At 69.0% G+C, this 16,453-nt stretch carries 16 protein-coding genes; 6 read left to right on the top strand and 10 right to left on the bottom strand.

The window, feature by feature from the left end:
- Positions 1-21: 21 nt before the first annotated feature.
- A complete protein-coding gene (locus AC3A3W_RS13105; protein WP_487443427.1) occupies positions 22-840 on the bottom strand; it encodes a shikimate 5-dehydrogenase in 819 nt (272 codons plus the stop codon).
- 76 nt (positions 841-916) lie between these two features.
- Positions 917-2,353 (bottom strand): glycoside hydrolase family 3 N-terminal domain-containing protein, encoded by a 1,437-nt coding sequence (locus AC3A3W_RS13100; RefSeq protein ID WP_487443426.1) that lies wholly within the window; start codon positions 2,351-2,353, stop codon positions 917-919.
- On the opposite strand from AC3A3W_RS13100, the gene AC3A3W_RS13095 reads away from it, so the two are divergent.
- Entirely contained in the window at positions 2,352-2,669 is a 318-nt protein-coding gene (locus AC3A3W_RS13095) for a hypothetical protein (protein WP_487443424.1), read from the top strand. The genes AC3A3W_RS13100 and AC3A3W_RS13095 overlap by 2 nt on opposite strands.
- Positions 2,670-2,804: 135 nt before the next feature.
- Positions 2,805-3,956, top strand: a complete 1,152-nt coding sequence (locus tag AC3A3W_RS13090; RefSeq protein ID WP_487443422.1) for a glutamate--cysteine ligase — start codon at positions 2,805-2,807, stop codon at positions 3,954-3,956.
- 40 nt (positions 3,957-3,996) lie between these two features.
- On the opposite strand, the gene AC3A3W_RS13085 is transcribed toward AC3A3W_RS13090, so the two are convergent.
- From AC3A3W_RS13085 to AC3A3W_RS13055, 7 genes are all read right to left on the bottom strand, one after another.
- The gene (locus AC3A3W_RS13085) at positions 3,997-4,671 is read right to left on the bottom strand and encodes a VOC family protein (RefSeq protein ID WP_487443420.1); all 675 of its coding nucleotides are present in this window, start codon (positions 4,669-4,671) and stop codon (positions 3,997-3,999) included.
- 44 nt (positions 4,672-4,715) lie between these two features.
- Positions 4,716-5,834 (bottom strand): tRNA (adenosine(37)-N6)-threonylcarbamoyltransferase complex transferase subunit TsaD, encoded by a 1,119-nt coding sequence (gene tsaD, locus AC3A3W_RS13080; RefSeq protein ID WP_487443418.1) that lies wholly within the window; start codon positions 5,832-5,834, stop codon positions 4,716-4,718.
- Entirely contained in the window at positions 5,831-6,355 is a 525-nt protein-coding gene (gene rimI / locus AC3A3W_RS13075) for a ribosomal protein S18-alanine N-acetyltransferase (RefSeq protein ID WP_487443553.1), read from the bottom strand. Before rimI ends, tsaD begins: the two co-directional genes overlap by 4 nt.
- A gap of 53 nt (positions 6,356-6,408) precedes the next feature.
- Positions 6,409-7,080 (bottom strand): tRNA (adenosine(37)-N6)-threonylcarbamoyltransferase complex dimerization subunit type 1 TsaB, encoded by a 672-nt coding sequence (gene tsaB, locus AC3A3W_RS13070; RefSeq protein ID WP_487443416.1) that lies wholly within the window; start codon positions 7,078-7,080, stop codon positions 6,409-6,411.
- Positions 7,080-7,673, bottom strand: coding sequence for a tRNA (adenosine(37)-N6)-threonylcarbamoyltransferase complex ATPase subunit type 1 TsaE (tsaE, locus tag AC3A3W_RS13065; RefSeq protein WP_487443414.1), 594 nt, complete (start codon positions 7,671-7,673; stop codon positions 7,080-7,082). Before tsaE ends, tsaB begins: the two co-directional genes overlap by 1 nt.
- A complete protein-coding gene (gene alr / locus AC3A3W_RS13060) occupies positions 7,670-8,920 on the bottom strand; it encodes an alanine racemase (protein ID WP_487443412.1) in 1,251 nt (416 codons plus the stop codon). The genes tsaE and alr overlap by 4 nt, the downstream gene beginning before the upstream one ends.
- An 83-nt stretch (positions 8,921-9,003) precedes the next feature.
- A complete protein-coding gene (locus tag AC3A3W_RS13055) occupies positions 9,004-10,098 on the bottom strand; it encodes a PfkB family carbohydrate kinase (protein WP_487443410.1) in 1,095 nt (364 codons plus the stop codon).
- Between the two features lie 132 nt (positions 10,099-10,230).
- Here AC3A3W_RS13055 and AC3A3W_RS13050 point away from each other — a divergent pair, with 132 nt between their 5' ends.
- Positions 10,231-11,709 carry a family 4 glycosyl hydrolase gene (locus AC3A3W_RS13050; RefSeq protein ID WP_487443409.1) on the top strand — a complete coding sequence of 493 codons (1,479 nt, stop codon included), beginning with the start codon at positions 10,231-10,233 and terminating at the stop codon, positions 11,707-11,709.
- Here AC3A3W_RS13050 and AC3A3W_RS13045 read toward each other — a convergent pair.
- Entirely contained in the window at positions 11,706-12,107 is a 402-nt protein-coding gene (locus tag AC3A3W_RS13045) for a winged helix-turn-helix transcriptional regulator (RefSeq protein ID WP_487443407.1), read from the bottom strand. The two genes, AC3A3W_RS13050 and AC3A3W_RS13045, sit on opposite strands and share 4 nt — an antisense overlap.
- A gap of 100 nt (positions 12,108-12,207) precedes the next feature.
- Here AC3A3W_RS13045 and AC3A3W_RS13040 point away from each other — a divergent pair, with 100 nt between their 5' ends.
- The 3 genes from AC3A3W_RS13040 (at position 12,208) to AC3A3W_RS13030 (ending at position 16,304) form a co-directional block, all read left to right on the top strand.
- The gene (locus AC3A3W_RS13040) at positions 12,208-13,080 is read left to right on the top strand and encodes an SDR family oxidoreductase (protein WP_487443406.1); all 873 of its coding nucleotides are present in this window, start codon (positions 12,208-12,210) and stop codon (positions 13,078-13,080) included.
- A gap of 229 nt (positions 13,081-13,309) precedes the next feature.
- A complete protein-coding gene (gene mshA, locus AC3A3W_RS13035) occupies positions 13,310-14,587 on the top strand; it encodes a D-inositol-3-phosphate glycosyltransferase (protein ID WP_487443404.1) in 1,278 nt (425 codons plus the stop codon).
- 37 nt (positions 14,588-14,624) lie between these two features.
- A complete protein-coding gene (locus tag AC3A3W_RS13030) occupies positions 14,625-16,304 on the top strand; it encodes a formate--tetrahydrofolate ligase (protein ID WP_487443402.1) in 1,680 nt (559 codons plus the stop codon).
- Positions 16,305-16,453: the final 149 nt, after the last annotated feature.

Here is a 16,453-nt window from a genome sequence, read left to right as displayed (position 1 = left end):
CAGTTCGCTGGACCTGCGGGGCTACTGGGCGCGAACGAACGCCTCGGCGTCCCGCACCTGCTGGTCGGTGGGGCGGATGCCGGTGTACAGCACGAACTGCTCCAGCGCCTGGATGGTGGCCACTTCCGCGCCCGTGATGACCTGCTTGCCGGCCGCCCGGCCGGCCTTGATCAGCGGTGTCTCCGGCGGCAGGGCCACGACGTCGAACACCACCTTCGCGGCGTCGACGGCGGCCAGGGGGAAGGCCAGTGACTCGGCTTCGGCGCCCCCTGCCATGCCAATCGGCGTGACATTGATGATCATGTCGGCCGTGGCATCTCCGAGCTCGGCACGCCACTCAAATCCGTAGAGGTCTGCGCGCGCACGGCCGGAGGCCTCGTTCCGGGCAAGGATGGTGACGTCCTTGAAGCCAGCGTCCCTCAGTGCGGCCGCCGTGGCCTTCGCCATGCCGCCCGCGCCCCTGAGCAGCACGGAGGACCCATTGGGAACGGCGTTGCGTTCCAGCAGCTGCTCGATCGCCGTGTAATCGGTGTTGTAGGCGGTGAGGCGGCCGTCGTCGTTCACGATGGTGTTCACCGAGTCGATGGCCTTCGCTGACGGGTCCATGGCGTCGACGAGGGCGATCACGTCTTCCTTGTAGGGCATGGAGACGGCGCAGCCCCTGATGCCGAGGCCGCGGACGCCGGCGATTGCCTGGGCGAGGTCGGTCGGCGCGAAGGCTTTGTAGATCCAGTTCAGTCCGAGCTGGTCATACAGGTAGTTGTGGAAGCGGGTCCCGTTGTTGCTCGGCCGGGCCGAGAGCGAGATGCACAGGGTCATGTCTTTATTCAGAATCGGCACCCCTCCATTAAAGGGGCATTCGGCCCGGCGGGCGGGACTTTGAAGGAATCACCCGAATGTTGGCCCTCAGCGGGCCTCAGCGGCAGCCGGAGCCCGGGCGGAAAGGCCCGACGGCGGCCGGCAGCTTGCCGGGGGCTGTCGCCTTGCCGGCCAGCACGGCCAGCAGCGCTTTGAAGGCCCCCGGCGTCCGTCCGAATAGTGCCACCTTCGTGGGCGCGGATGAGCGGGCCAGCGGCCAGGGCGCATCGAGGGCCACGGCGATGTCTCCTCCCGCCGGAGCGCCACCGTAGCCGATGAGGCTCACCAGCGGGCCCGCACCGAGCGTGATGCCCGCGTCCCTCGCGGCAGCGGCAAAGTACGCCCGGTCCAGGGCCGTGCCGCCTGACAGGCGGAGGCGGCCCGGCACTAGCGGCCCCCGGCACGGGCCGGAAAGAACGGTCACCGCAGCGGCCGATACCTTGGCCGAAAGGGTCTCCGCACTGCCCGGGGCAGCCCGGTGCTGCCGGGTGTCAGTACGGGCGCGCCAGATCATCATCGTCACTACGCGGCGGGCAGCTTCCTCCAGCCGGGGCAGCGGCAGCTTTCCGGCAGCAACGGCGTTGACGATGGCAGCGTGGGCCGCGTTGACGTCGGCTGGCATCAGCAGGAGGTCCGCGCCGGCGGCAAGTGCCGCCGGGGCCTCGGTGCCCCGGGGATACCGGGCGCTCACGGCCTTCATGTTCAGGGCGTCCGTGACGGCTACTCCTTTGAACCCCATGCCCCGCAGCGCTGCATAGCTTGCTTTGGACAGGGACGCCGGGACGCCCGGTTCAAGGGCGGGGACAGCGATGTGTCCGGTCATGATCATCGGTGAGCCCGCCGCGATGGCAGCCTGGAAGGGCCTCCAGTCCCGGGCCTTGAGCTGCGCCGCCGTGGCGTTCTGGACCGGCAGGTCCTTGTGGGAGTCGACGGTCACGGAACCATGCCCGGGAAAATGCTTGACGGAGGACAGCACCCCGGCCGCCAGCATGCCGCGGGAGAAGCCGACACTCAGGTTTCCGGCCGCCGCAGGGTCGGAGGACATGGAACGGGCGCCGATGGTGGGGTCGGCCGGGCCAAGGGTGGTGTCGGCGGTCGGAGCGAAGTCCACGGTGAACCCGAGGGCGGCGAGTTCCCCGGCCAAGGCCTTGCCCGCATCGGTTGCCAGCGGCACGCTCCGGGCTGCCCCGTAGCTCATGGGCGCCGGCCATCGGGTGAGCGGGGCGCCCAGCCTGGACACCATTCCCCCTTCCTGGTCCACGGCAATCAGGCCGGTCCATGTCCTGCCGCCGGACCGGGAGGCCTCCCCCAGCCTCTTTGTGGCGGCCGCCATGCCGTGGACGTCCACGAGGCCGGCGGCATTGCGGGGGACGTTGTCGCCCATGATGATGGAGCCCGCAAGATGCAGCCGCTCCACGGTGGCCGCCTGGGCTTCGTGGCGCAGGCCTGTGTAGAACGGCAGGAGCACCTGCCCGGCTTTCTCGCTTAGCGTCATGCTCTTCACGGCTGCGGCCGCCGCATCCTGGTCGCGCTGCTGCGGCCCCCACCCCAGGGGCGCAGCGCCCTTCTCGGCCGCAGTCTTCGGCGGGGTTGCCGCCGGCGCCGGGGGCACCGCCGTCGACCGCTGTTGCCTGGGACTGGGGGTTGCCGGCGGACTGGGCGTCGCGGCCGAACCGGACGTCTCCGGTGCAGAGGGCGGCGGCGGGGGCGTACAGGATGCCGACGCGAACAGCACGGCCAGGGCTGCCGCAGCCATGGCGTGCCTGTTCTTGGGTCGGTTATTGGCGGGGTTGGCGGAAGCCGTTGTGTGAAAACTGTCACGCGCTCTATGTAGCCAGGCCATCATCCCGATGGTACCCCTGCACTAGACTTGAAAGACCGTTCACCTGCCAGCCGTTCTGCCAGAAACGGCCAGCACCCGGACAGCAGAACAGCGAGAGGAACGCATGAAGATTGATTTCGCTTCATCCCGGCAATCAACTCTTGGTGTGGAATGGGAGCTCGCGCTGGTTGATGCGCAAACCGGTGAACTGGCCTCCGTGGCGAACCAGGTCCTGCGTGGCGTGGCCGCGAAGCACCCGGAGCTGAACGAGGACGACGAACACCCGCACATCAAGCAGGAACTGCTGCTGAACACGGTGGAGCTTGTCACCGGGATCTGCGAAACCGCCGCCGAGGCGAAGGAGGACCTGAACAGGTCCCTCGCCGCCGTCCGCGAAGTCACGGACCCGATGGGCGTTGAGGTCTTCTCCGCCGGCAGCCACCCCTTCAGCCCTCCGCAGCTGCAGACCGTCACGGACAAGGAACGGTACGCCAAGCTGATTGACCGCACCCAGTGGTGGGGCCGTCAGATGGTGATATATGGCGTCCACGTCCATGTGGGGCTCGACCGGCGGGACAAGGTGCTCCCGGTGCTGGACGGCCTGGTCAACTATTTCCCGCACTTCCAGGCGCTGTCCGCCTCGAGCCCGTTCTGGGGCGGCGAAGACACCGGCTACGCCTCCCAGCGCGCCCTCATGTTCCAGCAGCTGCCCACGGCCGGGTTGCCCTTCCAGTTCCGCACCTGGGAGGAATACGAATCCTACGTCCAGGACATGTTCACCACGGGCGTGATCGACACGCTCTCCGAGATCCGCTGGGACATCCGGCCCGTGCCGAACCTGGGCACCATCGAGATGCGCATCTGTGACGGGCTGGCGACGCTGGAGGAGGTGGGCGCCGTGGCCGCGCTCACCCAGTGCCTGGTCCACGAATTCTCCACCACGCTGGACAACGGCGGCAGCATTCCCACGATGCCGCCGTGGCACGTCCAGGAAAACAAGTGGCGCGCCGCCCGGTACGGGATGGAGGCCATCATCATCCTGGACGCGCAAGGCAACGAGCAATTGGTCACGGACCACGTGCTCGAAACGCTGAACCGGCTCGAGCCCATCGCCGCCAAGCTCGGCTGCCCGGATGAGCTGGCCGACGTCGAGAAAATCATCAGCCGCGGGGCGGGGTACCAGCGCCAGCGCCGTGTGGCCGCCGAAAACGGCGGAAACCTCCAGGCCGTAGTGCTGGACCTGGTGAAGCAGATGCGGAACGGCCCCACAGCTTAGGCCGTATCTACCGGCCCGCCCTCTGCCGCTTCAGCACTGTTCAGCCTCCGAAGTGCCACGCATCGAGCACAACACGGCCACGCGGCGATTCCAGCGTCGCGGTGAGCGGTGCGTTCTGCACAGCCTCGATCGGGCTCGTGTGAACGGCCGGAAGCTTCAGCACGTTGACCGCCTGGGTCGGAACGCCGCGCAGCATCAGGCCCTGCAGCGCCACATCAGTGAGGGGCATGTGGGCACACGGATGTTGCCCTTCGATCAAGCTGGGCAGCGCGCCTGCGCATTCAGTGCGGCCGTCGTCGCGGACTGTGATTCGCCACTTCAACAGTCCGTAAGGCGTGTCGCGTTGCACGGCCAGCAAGGTGCCAGGGTTGAGGGCGAAGTTGGCAAGGTCCCGGCGCAGCATCTCGATCTTGCGCGTACGCGCCACTGCGTGCACCAGCCGAGGTGATTCGCGGACAGCCTCGCGCACCTCGGGGTGGTCGAGCCCGAACCAGCGCGGCCTCCCCGGCGCCGGCGCATCGGGATCGATCGCGATGACCTCGAGGTAGCAGTCGGGGAAGCTCTCGCTGCTGATGGCCATCACCCGGTTGTGAGTACCCATCAACGGGTGCTTGCCGCCACCGGAAGGCTGAACGCCAAACGTTGCCGCGCACCAGGCTGCGCCCTGTTCCAGCGAATCGGCGGCGATGACCAGGTGATCGATAACGGCGTTCACGACTCAACCGTACGCTTGTTCCGTCTCCCGGCTGAGTCCGCTTGCTAGGCCCGGGCAGCCGTCCTGACCGGCTCCGGCGCCGGCGCCGGCGCTGACACGGTGGTCACGGGCATGGACGAATCAGGGGCAAAGGAGATGCCGCTGGGCTCGATCCCCGCCATGACCAGCTGCGCGCCGAGTGCTGCCACCATCGCCCCGTTGTCCGTGCAGAGATCCAGCGGAGGGACGTGCAGCGTGATGCCCGCGGCGGAGCAGCGCTGTTCCGTAAGCTGGCGAAGCCGCGAATTGGCCGCCACGCCGCCTCCCAGCAGGACGTTGGTGATGCCCTGCTCCCGGCACGCAAGGACCGCCTTGGACGTGATGACGTCCACCACGGCCTCCTGGAATGCCGCCGCGATGTCCGCCACGGGGACGGCTTCGCCCTGCGCCTCGAACTGCTCCACGCAACGGGCCACGGCGGTTTTCAACCCGCTGAAGGACCAGTCGTAGCGGTGCGGGCCGGGCTCCTCCGCGGTGCCCATGTACTTGGGCTGGGTGAGTCCCCGCGGGAAGCGGATCGCCTTGGCGTTGCCCTCACGGGCCAGCCGGTCAATGGCCGGACCGCCGGGATAGCCCAGGCCAAGGATCCGTGCCACTTTGTCGTAGGCTTCCCCGGCGGCGTCGTCAATGGTCGAACCGAGCATCTCGACGTCGTCGGTGATGCGCCGGATCCGCAGGATTTCGGTGTGGCCGCCGGAGACCAGCAGCGCGCCAAGGTTCTCGGGCAGGAGGTTCTCGGCTCGTGCATCCAGCAGCCCGACGCCCACGTGGGCCACGAGGTGGTTGATGGCGTACAGCGGCTTCCCCGTGGCCACGGCCAGGGCCTTCGCCGCGCACACGCCCACCATCAGGGCTCCGGCCAGCCCCGGACCGGACGTGACGGCGATGGCGTCGATGTCGTCCAGGGTCACGTCGGCCTCCGTGAGCGCTGCCTGCAGCGTCGGCACGAACGCATCGAGGTGTGCACGGGAGGCAATCTCCGGGATGACGCCGCCAAACCTGACGTGTTCGTCCATCGAGGAGGACACGGTGTTGGTCAGGAGGTCCGTTCCCCGGACGATCCCGACGCCGGTCTCGTCGCAGGATGACTCGATGCCGAGCACAAGCGGCTGGGAACGGTTCATTGCTGGTCTTCCTCCGTGGGTGTGGTCTGGCCGTGCTGCCCGGCGCCGGGTTGTCCCGCGTCCTCTTGCACGATGTCCTGGTGCACCCCGAAGACATCGGCGAGCTCGAGCCGCATGATCAGGGCGTCGACGCCGTCGCGGTAGTACTTGCGCCGGACGTGGATCTGCTCGAATCCGAACCGGCGGTAGAGCTGCTGGGCACGGGGGTTGTCGGCCCGCACCTCCAGCAGCACATCGGCTGCGCCGCGCCGCCGGGCCTCGCTGATGAGTTCCGTGAGCAGCGCGGTTCCGATGCCCCTGCCTTCATACTCGGGGACGACGGCGATGGTCTGGACGTCCGCGACCGGCTCGATGCACATCACGCCCGCGTAGCCGATGATGCCGCCGGGCGCCTCTGCGACGAGGTAGCGGCGGGTCTCGGGCTGCGCCAATTCGCTCACGAACATCTGCAGTGGCCAGGCGTCCACGGGGAAGAGCCGCACTTCGAGCTCATGGACAGCCGGAATGTCGGCCGCCACCATGTCCCGCACCGATATGCCCGGGCCGATCAGCGTGCCCGCTCCGGACAGGCCGCTCACAGGGCGCGCTTCCGGGGACCGGGGACCTGCGCATCGGATTCACGGAGGTAGAGGGGCGTGGAGTCAAGAAGTTCCCCTCCCCCCGCCAGGCGCACCAGGGCGAACTGCCCCAGGTACAGCGCATCCGGCTGCTCCGCGCTGAAGTCCGGGTCGGCCCGCAGGACATCCGCGTAGAGGCCGGCGCCGGCACCGTAGGCGGGGAGGTCGGGAAGATCGGCGGCGAAGCCAACGTGCGGCCCGTCCACGAGCTGGGGAAGCTGGCCCTCCTGCAGCGTGTACCGGGCCCAGTACACCTCTTTGCGCCGGGCGTCGGTCGCCACGAGGAACTCCCGCGGGGCCTCCGTGGACTCAGCCACTTCCAAGGCGACGGCATCCAGGCTCATCAGCCCGTGCAGCGGCTTCCCCCAGGCAAAGGCAAGGGTCCTGGCCGTGGCAATCCCGGAGCGGAGCCCGGTGAACGGCCCCGGCCCGACGCCGACGACGATGGCGTCAATGTCGGCACCCGTGACGTCGGCGTCGGCCAGCAGCTTCTCGATGCCCGGGGCAAGGACCTCGGCGTGGCTGCGCGTGTCTTCGGTGGAGAAGCTGCCCACCACGCCTTCAAGCGCATCGTCGGAAACCAGCGCAGCACTCGCCACGGCGGAGGTATCGATCGCAAGGATAAGCATCAGGGGGTCCCTTCGGATGCCAGGTTCAGGGCCGGCTGGTCAGCCCAGCGCGGGCCGAAGCCGCGGATGATGATGGTGCGGGGCTCGTCGTCGTCCTCGGCATCGAAGTCCAGGACACCATCTGTCTCCAGCGTTCCGCCGACTGCCCCGTTTCCGGTGGAGCGGTGCAGTTCCACCTCAAGACGGCTGTCACTCAGGTGTTCCACGCGGTCGCGCCCCCACTCCACCACGGTGACGGATGAGTCCAGGGTGTTTTCAAGGTCGATGTCATCGATTTCCGACGCCGATCCCAGCCGGTAGGCATCCACGTGGACCAGGTCGGGACCGCCGGGACGCGGGCCGTCGGGAAGGTTGGGATGGATCCTGACGAGCACGAACGTGGGCGAAATGATGCCCTCCCGCACGCCCAGCCCCTCCCCCAGGCCTTGGGTGAACGTCGTCTTGCCGGCGCCCAGTTCGCCGGTGAGGACCAGCAGGTCCCCAGCCCGAAGCACCTCAGCGAGCGCCGCGCCGAGCGCATGGGTCTGCTCCGCCGTCGTGACTGTCAAAGCCTGGACCCAGTGGGGTGCGTCCGTGGCTGCCGGCAGGCTCACGGCGCCGGCGTTTCGTTGATGAACATGCGGGGCACGCGGGGGCTGATCCGCGTGACGATCTCGTAGTTGATGGTGCCGGCGGCGCGTGCCCAGTCGTCGGCGGTGGGGCCGCCGTCGGCACCGTCGCCGAAGAGCTGAGCCTCGGCCCCCAGGACACTGTGGCCGCCCTCGGAGACGTGCCGCGGGCCGAGGTCGATGACCATCTGGTCCATGGCGATCCTGCCCACCACCGGGTAGGTCACGCCCTCCACCCGGACCGGGCCGCCGGTGGCAACGCGGGGAATTCCGTCCGCATAGCCGAGGGGTATGAGTCCCAGCGTGCTGGCGCCCGAGGTGTGGTAGTTGAAGCCATAGGAAACGCCCTGGCCCGACGGGACGTCCTTGCAGTGGGACACCACGGTGCGCAAGGTCATCGCCGGGCGGAGCCCCAGTTCCGCGGACGACTGCCCCTCGAAGGGTGAGAGGCCGTAGATGCCTATGCCCACACGGACGAGGTCAAAGTGGGTGTCCGGCCGGGACAGCGTGGCCGGGGTGTTCGCCAGGTGCCGGACTTCCGGGTCCACCCCGGCGTCCTCGGCGATGGCCAGGACTTCGCGGAAGGCCGCGAGCTGGTCGTCGGTTTCCGGCCGTTCGGGTTCATCGGCCACGGCGAGGTGCGAGAAGATGCCCACCACGCGCAGCAGTCCCTGGTCCTGGTATTCCACGGCTTCGCCCACGAGGCGGTCCCACACGTCCACGGGGGCGCCGTTCCGGCCGAGGCCCGTGTCCACTTTGAGGTGCACGCGCGCGGGCCGCTCCTGCTCCCGGGCAGCGGCCACGATCCGTTCCAGCTCCCATCCCGAGCATCCGATGTCGACGCCGGCGGCCACCGCCGCGCCGAAGTTGCTCTCGGGGGTGTGCAGCCAGGCGAGCAGCGGTGCGTCGATGCCGGCCGCACGGAGGGCCAGCGCCTCGGAAATGTGGGCGACGCCCAGCCAGCTGGCCCCCGCTTCGAGGGCCGCCCGCGCCACCGGAACAGCACCGTGCCCGTACGCGTCCGCTTTGACCACAGCCATGACCTGCGCCGGAGATGCGGCAGCCGCCAGCCTCCGGACGTTGTGGCGGATGGCTTCGAGGTCCACGATGGCGGACCGTTCCTGGGAAGTCCGCTCCTGGGAGGACCGTTCTTGGGAGGTCCGTTCCTGCGAAAGGGGCGGCACCGGCCCTGCTGCCGGGGGGAGGTCACCTGTTGCTGCGGGGTATGTCACCCTAGTGATTCTAGTGCTGGCGTCCGGGGCCGGATAATTCCGGCCGGGCGGTGGGGTGCCGTGCCGGTCGGGTGCCGAACCGGTTAGGCGTCGGACAGATGCGCGATCGTGGCGGCCGCCCGCCTCTGGGCTTCCGGGGGCACGTCCCGAACGATGTCTGACAGGAACGCATAGCGCCGCAGCCACTGGCTGCCGCGGCGTTCCGGCCGGGCGTTGGCCCGTTTCCACCAGTCGGCGATGTCGCCCCAGCCCGGCGCCGCGAGCGAGCCCCCCACTTCCTGCACGGCGAGCGCGGCGCACAGGTTGGCAAAGCGCAGCCTGTCCCCCAGCGGCCACCCTGCCAGGCAGCCGACCACGAACGCCGCGCCAAAGCAGTCCCCGGCCCCGGTGGGGTCGTACGCGGTCACCGGCAGCGACGGCACCCATTCCTCCTCGCCGGTCTCCGAGTCGACGGCCATGGCTCCCTGTTGTCCGAGGGTCACCACGGCCACGGGCACACGGTCCGCCAGCGAGTACAGCGCGGCCCACGGATTCTCCTTGCCGGTGAAGGCCATGGCCTCACGCTGGTTGGGCATGAAGGCATAGAAGTACTGCAGGTTGTCCAGGCGCGTCTGGGACCACTCGCCGCTGGGGTCCCAGCCCACATCGCCGAAGAGTTTCACGCCGTCGGAGTGGGCCGCGAGCGCCCACGGTTCCAGTTCGTGGCCCAGGTCCGCCACCGCCGCCAGCGCGGGGGGCGGCTGCTGCCCGATCAGTTCGGACGGCGTCACGGGAGCGGGATGGCCGTGGGTCACCATGGAGCGGTCGTGGTCCACGCTGAGGGAAACAGTCACCGGGGAATGCCAGCCCGCGACGCGCCGGGACAGGGAGAGGTCAACATGCTCCTGCCCGGCGAGGATCTTCCAGTTGTAGTCCCCGTAGCCGTCGTCGCCGAAGGCAGCCGCCAGCCCGGTCCGCAGCCCCAGCCGGGCCGCTGCGATGGCCTGGTTCGCCACGCCGCCGGGGCAGCTTCCCATCCCCTCGCTCCAGATTTCGGTCCCGGGCTGCGGCGCGTGCGGCAGCCCCGTGAAAATGATGTCCTGGAACACGGTGCCGGCCAGCAGCAAGTCGAAGCCACCGGCCGTCGGAGTTCGGACGGCGGCGAGCGGATCGAAGCGGCCTGCGGGAATCGCATCCATGTTCGGCACACTACGCCGTGTGCCTTGGGGTGGGAACCCCGAAATCTGGGGGTACCGGACGTGCCGGAAACGGGCTGTCACGCCATCGGCGCCCGGGGTGGCCGGACCGCGTTCCCGGATAGACTCCCTTCCATGCGGCTCATGATTGCCGGTGGCGGCGGATTCCGGGTTCCCCTTGTGTACCGGGCGCTCTGCGCCGGACCCTATGCCGGGCTGGTCAGGGAACTGGTGCTGTTCGACGTCGATCCCGGCCGCCTCGGGGCCATCACCGCGGTGCTGCGCTCCATGCCCATCCAGCAGGCCACGGCGCGGTCCATGCCCACGGCGCGCTCCGCGCCGGACCGCAGCGCCGCCGTCGGGCCTCCCCCGGCCGTCACCGCAACCACGTCGCTCCGCGAGGCGCTCACCGGCACCGACGTGGTGTTCGCGGCCATCAGGCCGGGCGGGACCGCAGGGCGGATAGCCGACGAACGCGTGGCCCAGGATCTGGGGCTGCTGGGCCAGGAAACCACCGGGGCGGGCGGCATCTCGTATGCGCTGCGATCCATCCCCGCCATGCTGGAGCTGGCACGGTCGATGCGGACGCTCTGCCCGGACGCCTGGCTGGTCAACTTCACGAACCCGGCGGGCATGGTCACCGAGGCGCTGGTGCCCGTACTGGGACGGAAGGTCATTGGCATCTGCGATTCCGCCAGCGCGCTCGTCCACCGCGCCGCCCGGGCGGCCGGTGCGCCGCTGCCGGCCGGAAGGCTCGACGGCGTGGGCTACTACGGCCTGAACCACCTCGGCTGGCTGTACCGCCTTGAGTCCGGCGGCCGCGACCTTCTCCCGGACCTGCTGGCGGACCCCGGCGCGCTGGCGGGGTTTGAGGAAGGCCGGCTGTTTCCCCAGCCGTTCCTGCAGGAACGCGGGGTCCTGCCCAACGAATACCTGTTCTACTACTACGAGACGGCGCGGGCGGCCTCGGCCATGCGGGCCATGGACGCCACCCGCGGCGAGTCCATCCACGGCCAACAGTCCGAGCTGTATCCCAGGCTCGCCGCAGCCGGACCCGCCGCCTTTGACTTGTGGGACGCCGCCCGCCGGGCCCGGGAGGAGGGCTATCTGGCCGAAGCCCGCACCGGCGACGAGGCACGCGATGCCGAGGACCTGGCCGGCGGCGGCTACGAGCAGGTGGCGCTGGCGGTAATGCGGGCGCTCACAGGCGGAGCAGCGGACTCCCCGGCCGGTGCGGGCGGCAGCCAGCTCATCCTCAACACACGGAACGCGGCCGGTGCCCGGGAGGGCGTTACCGGGGAGCGCGGTGCTGAGCCGGCGATTCCGGGGCTGCCGGCGGACGCCGTCGTCGAAGTTCCCTGCACGGTGACCGCCGCGGGCGCTGTACCCATCCCGCAGGACCTGCCCGCCGCGCCGCAGTTGGAGCTCATGCAGCGCGTGAAACGCGTGGAGCTGCTGGCCGTCCGGGCGGCCAGCCACGGCGACCGCCGGGCCGCGCTGGAGGCCTTTGCCGAACACCCGCTGGTGGGGTCTGCGCAGCTCGCGGTCCAGCTGCTGTCCGGATACGAGGCCGTATTCCCCTTCCTCGCGGGGCTTTGGCGGGGGCGAGCCTAGTCCGCTGCGCCGGCCGCTTTCCGCGCTGACCGCCCGACGATGGTGTCAGCGTGCCCCGCGATCCAGGAGACCAGCGGCAGCAGCAGCGCGGCCAGCTCCTGGCCGCTGACGGTCAGGCTGTAATCGACGCGGGGAGGAATGATCGGCTGCGCCTCGCGGCGCACAAACCCGTCCGCTTCCAGGGTCTTCAACGTCTGAGCCAGCATTTTCTCGCTGATGCCCTCGGCCCGCCGGCGCAGTTCACTCCAGCGCTGCGGCCCCTCGGACAGTGCCACCAGGATCAGGACGCCCCATTTGCTGGTGACGTGGTCCAGAACGATTCTGCTGGGGCATCCCGCGGGAAAGATCCCGTCCGCAAACGGGAAAACAGGCGCCGCCTCCGGGATACTTACTTTCATACCAGTACCTTACCTTAAAGTGCGTACTCTCTTTCGGGAAGTAACCGGCATGCGGTGATGTTGGCACAGGTGACAGTCATCCACCCGTGAAAGGACCACCATGACCATCGTGATCACCGGAGCCACCGGCCAGTTCGGCCGTCTCGTCGTCGAAGCCCTCCTCAGCCGCAATGTTCCCGCCGGGCAAATCGTCGCGGGCGGCCGCGATCTGGCCAAGATCGCCGATCTCGCCGAGCGCGGCGTCCAGGTGCGCCGGATCGACTATGACGACGCCGGTTCCCTGCGCCAGGCGTTCGCGGGCGCCGAGAAGGTCCTGCTGGTTTCCGGCAGTGAGGTGGGCCAGCGGCTCTCCCAGCACCGGAACGCCATCAAGGCCGCCAAAGACGCCGGTGTCAGCCTGATCGCCTACACCAGCGTCGCCAACGCCGACAGCACCGCCATGCAGTTGGCCGCGGAACACCAGGCCACGGAAGACGTGCTCCGCGATTCCGGCGTCCCCTTCGCCTTGCTCCGCAACGGCTGGTATCTGGAGAACTACACCGATCAGCTCTCCGTTCAGCTCCAGCACGGGGCCGTCCTGGGCAGTGCCGGCGACGGCCGTGTCAGTGCCGCCGCCCGCGCAGATTACGCCGAGGCTGCCGCGGCCGTGCTGCTCAGCGAGGGCCAGGAAGGGAAGGTCTACGAACTCGGCGGCGACGTGCCGTTCACGCTGTCCGAGCTGGCCGGCGAAGTCAGCGCAGCCGCCGGCCAGCCGGTGGTGTACCAGGACCTGCCAGCGGAACAGTACACCCAGGTGCTCGTGGACGCAGGCCTGCCGGAGGCCTACGCGGCCATTCTGGCGGACAGCGACCTCGGCATCGCCCGGGGCGACCTGCTCGTGACCAGCGGCGACCTCAGCCGGCTCATCGGCCGACCCGTTACTCCGATGCGCGAAGCCGTGCAGGCTGCGGTGCGCAACCAGCTCGGCGCGTGAGACCAGGCGCGTGAGACCAGACAAGGCAACGGGGCCCCTGCCGGGGTCCCGTTGCCTGTCAGGGCTTCGTTGCCTGTAAGGGCGTCGGTGTGTCGCCGCACGTTGGCGACAGAGCGGGAGCCATGAAGGCGAGGGCGCCTGAGGAGTAGTGTTTTACCGGATGCAGTTCCCGGTTGGGCGCCGCTGTGGCGCCGGGAAGGATGCGTTCGCGTAGACCGAGAGGAGAGCCATGACCGCGATCAAGCGTGTGGCCTTCCTGTCCCTGCACACCTCTCCGATGGAACAGCCCGGTTCCGGTGATGCCGGCGGCATGAATGTATACATCCGGGGCCTGGCCTCCGCCCTCGCCGAAAACGGGGTGGAAGTGGAAATCTTCACCCGGTCCACGGACGCCCGCCAGCCCGCCGTCGAACATCCGGACCCCGGCGTGTGCGTCCACAACGTCTTGGCCGGGCCGCCGCGGAAGCTGCCGAAGGAGGAGCTGCCGGAACTGCTGCACAGCATGGTCGCCGAAATCGAGCGAATCCGCGAGCGCCAGCCCCACGGGCGCTACGACATCATCCATTCCCATTACTGGGTGTCCGGTGTGGCCGGGCTTGAGCTGTCCACACTGTGGGGCGTGCCGCTGGTCCACACCATGCACACGATGGCCAAGGTCAAGAACCTCCTGCTGCAGTCCGGGGAAAAGCCCGAACCGCGCCGGCGCGAACTGGGCGAGCACCACATCGTCGACGGGGCAACGAGGCTCATCGCCAACACCACCACGGAAGCCGCCGAACTCGTGTCGCACTACAACGCCGACTTCGACCACATCGACGCCGCTCCCCCGGGCGTCGACCTCTCCGTCTTCACCCCCGCCTTCCGCAGCCGCGCCCGCTCCCAGCGCGGCGTCCGCCCCGGCACGTTCCATCTGCTGTTTGCCGGCCGGATCCAGCGCCTCAAGGGCCCGCAGATCCTGGTGAAGGCGGCGGCGCTGCTCCGTGAACGCCGTCCGGACATCGACCTGAAGCTCACCATTCTGGGAGCACTGAGCGGCGCGAAAGACTTCAACCTGAAGTCGCTGGTCACCGCCGCGGGACTGGACGACGTCGTCACGCACCATCCGCCGGTCTCCCCGTCTGAGCTTGCCGCCTGGTTCCGCGCGGCCGACGTCGTCGTAATGCCCTCGTACAGTGAATCCTTCGGTCTCGTGGCGCTGGAGGCCCAGGCCTGCGGCACGCCGGTGGTGGCAACCAGGGTGGGCGGCCTTTCCCGTGCCATCTACGACAACCGCACCGGGCTGCTCGTGGATGGCCACCGCGCTGCCGACTGGGCCGACGCGCTCGAAGCCCTCTACGACGATCCCGCCACGAGGGAGGACATGGGCCGTGCGGCGGCCGTCCATGCACAGAGCTCCGGATGGCAGCGCACGGCGGCCATTACGCTGGAAAGCTACCACGCCGCCGTCGAGGAATTCGCGGCCGGCCGGAAGCTGCCAGCCGGCTATGCCCCACGGCTCACCGGCTGAGCGCACTCGGTTTTAGCCCCAACGATGGAGGACAACGATGTCTGACAGCCCCTTGAGTGACCTCGCGATAGCCCGCAACGCCGTGCTGCGTCCCATCGAGGAAATCGCGTCCGCCGCCGGTATTGATGCCGAGGCGGTGGAACCCTACGGCCGCTACAAGGCGAAGATCGATCCGGCGAAGCTGTCTGCCGGGCCACCCTCGGGGAAGGTGGTTCTGGTCTCGGCGATGTCGCCCACGCCCGCAGGCGAGGGAAAATCCACCACGACCGTGGGGCTCGCCGATTCGCTGGCCAAGGCCGGCCACAAGGTGATGATCGCACTGCGTGAGCCGTCGCTCGGCCCGATCCTGGGCATGAAGGGAGGGGCCACGGGCGGCGGATACTCCCAGGTGGTGCCCATGGATGAGATCAACCTGCACTTCACAGGCGACTTCCACGCCGTGACGTCGGCCAACAACGCCCTCATGGCACTGGTGGACAACCACATCTACCAGGGCAACGAGCTGAACATCGACCCGCGCCGCATGACGTTCAAGCGGGTACTGGACATGAATGACCGCGCGCTCCGGGAAGTGGTGATCGGGCTTGGCGGCCCCACCCAGGGCATCCCGCGCCAGGACGGGTTCGACATCACCGTGGCGTCGGAGATCATGGCGGTGTTCTGCCTCGCTTCGGGCGTGGCGGATCTGCGCGAACGGCTGGGCCGCATCACCTTCGGATACACCTACGACCGGACGCCCGTCACGGTTGCGGACCTGGGCGTGCAGGGCGCACTGACCCTGCTGCTGAAGGAGGCCATCAGGCCCAACCTGGTGCAGACCATCGCGGGGACCCCGGCACTGGTTCATGGTGGCCCCTTCGCCAACATTGCCCACGGCTGCAACTCGCTCATCGCCACCCAGACCGCGCGCAGGCTGGCTGACATCGTGGTGACGGAAGCAGGCTTCGGTGCTGATCTCGGCGCCGAGAAGTTCATGGACATCAAGGCCCGCGTCGCGGATGTGGCGCCCTCCGCCGTCGTCGTGGTGGCCACGGTGCGGGCCCTCAAGATGCACGGCGGGGTGGCCAAGGACCGGCTCCAGGAGCCGAATGTGGAGGCACTGGCGGCCGGCGTGGCCAACCTGCGCCGGCATGTCCGGAATGTGGAGAAGTTCGGCGTCACCCCCGTGGTGGCCATCAACAGGTTTTCCTCCGACACGCAGGAGGAACTCGACTGGCTCCTGGACTGGTGCGCCGGCGAAGGCATCCAGGCCGCGGCGGCGGATGTCTGGGGCCGCGGCGGCGGGGGCGACGGCGGCGACGAACTGGCGGCCAAGGTGGCGGCAGCGGTGGCCGGACCTGGCTCGTTCCGGCACCTGTATCCGCTGGAGCTGGCTGTGGAGGACAAGATCCGGATGATTGTGCAGGAAATCTATGGCGCGGACGGCGTCGACTTCTCCGTGCCGGCGCTGAGGCGGCTAGCGGATATTGAGAAGAACGGCTGGTCCGGGATGCCGGTCTGCATGGCCAAGACCCAGTACTCGTTCACGGACGACGCCTCGCGGCTGGGCGCGCCCAAGGGCTTCACCATCCACGTGCGCGACCTCATCCCCAAGACCGGAGCGGGCTTCATCGTGGCCCTGACCGGCGCCGTGATGACCATGCCCGGCCTGCCGGCCGTTCCGGCCGCTATGCGCATGGACGTCGACGACGACGGCAACCCGGTGGGCCTCTTCTGACCCTCCCTCACTTCCCGCCGCCCTTCCCCCAACCCTCCCTCACTCCCCGCCGCCTTCCCCCAACCCTCCCTCACTCCCCGCCGCCCTTCCCCCAACCCTCCCTCACCTCCCGCCGCCCTTCCCCCAACCCTCCCTCACTCCCCGCCGCC

The sequence above is a fragment of the Arthrobacter sp. Soil_N43 genome, from assembly GCF_057655195.1.
Note: the sequence above shows the minus strand (reverse complement) of the source record. Positions and strands in the feature narration are given on the sequence as shown.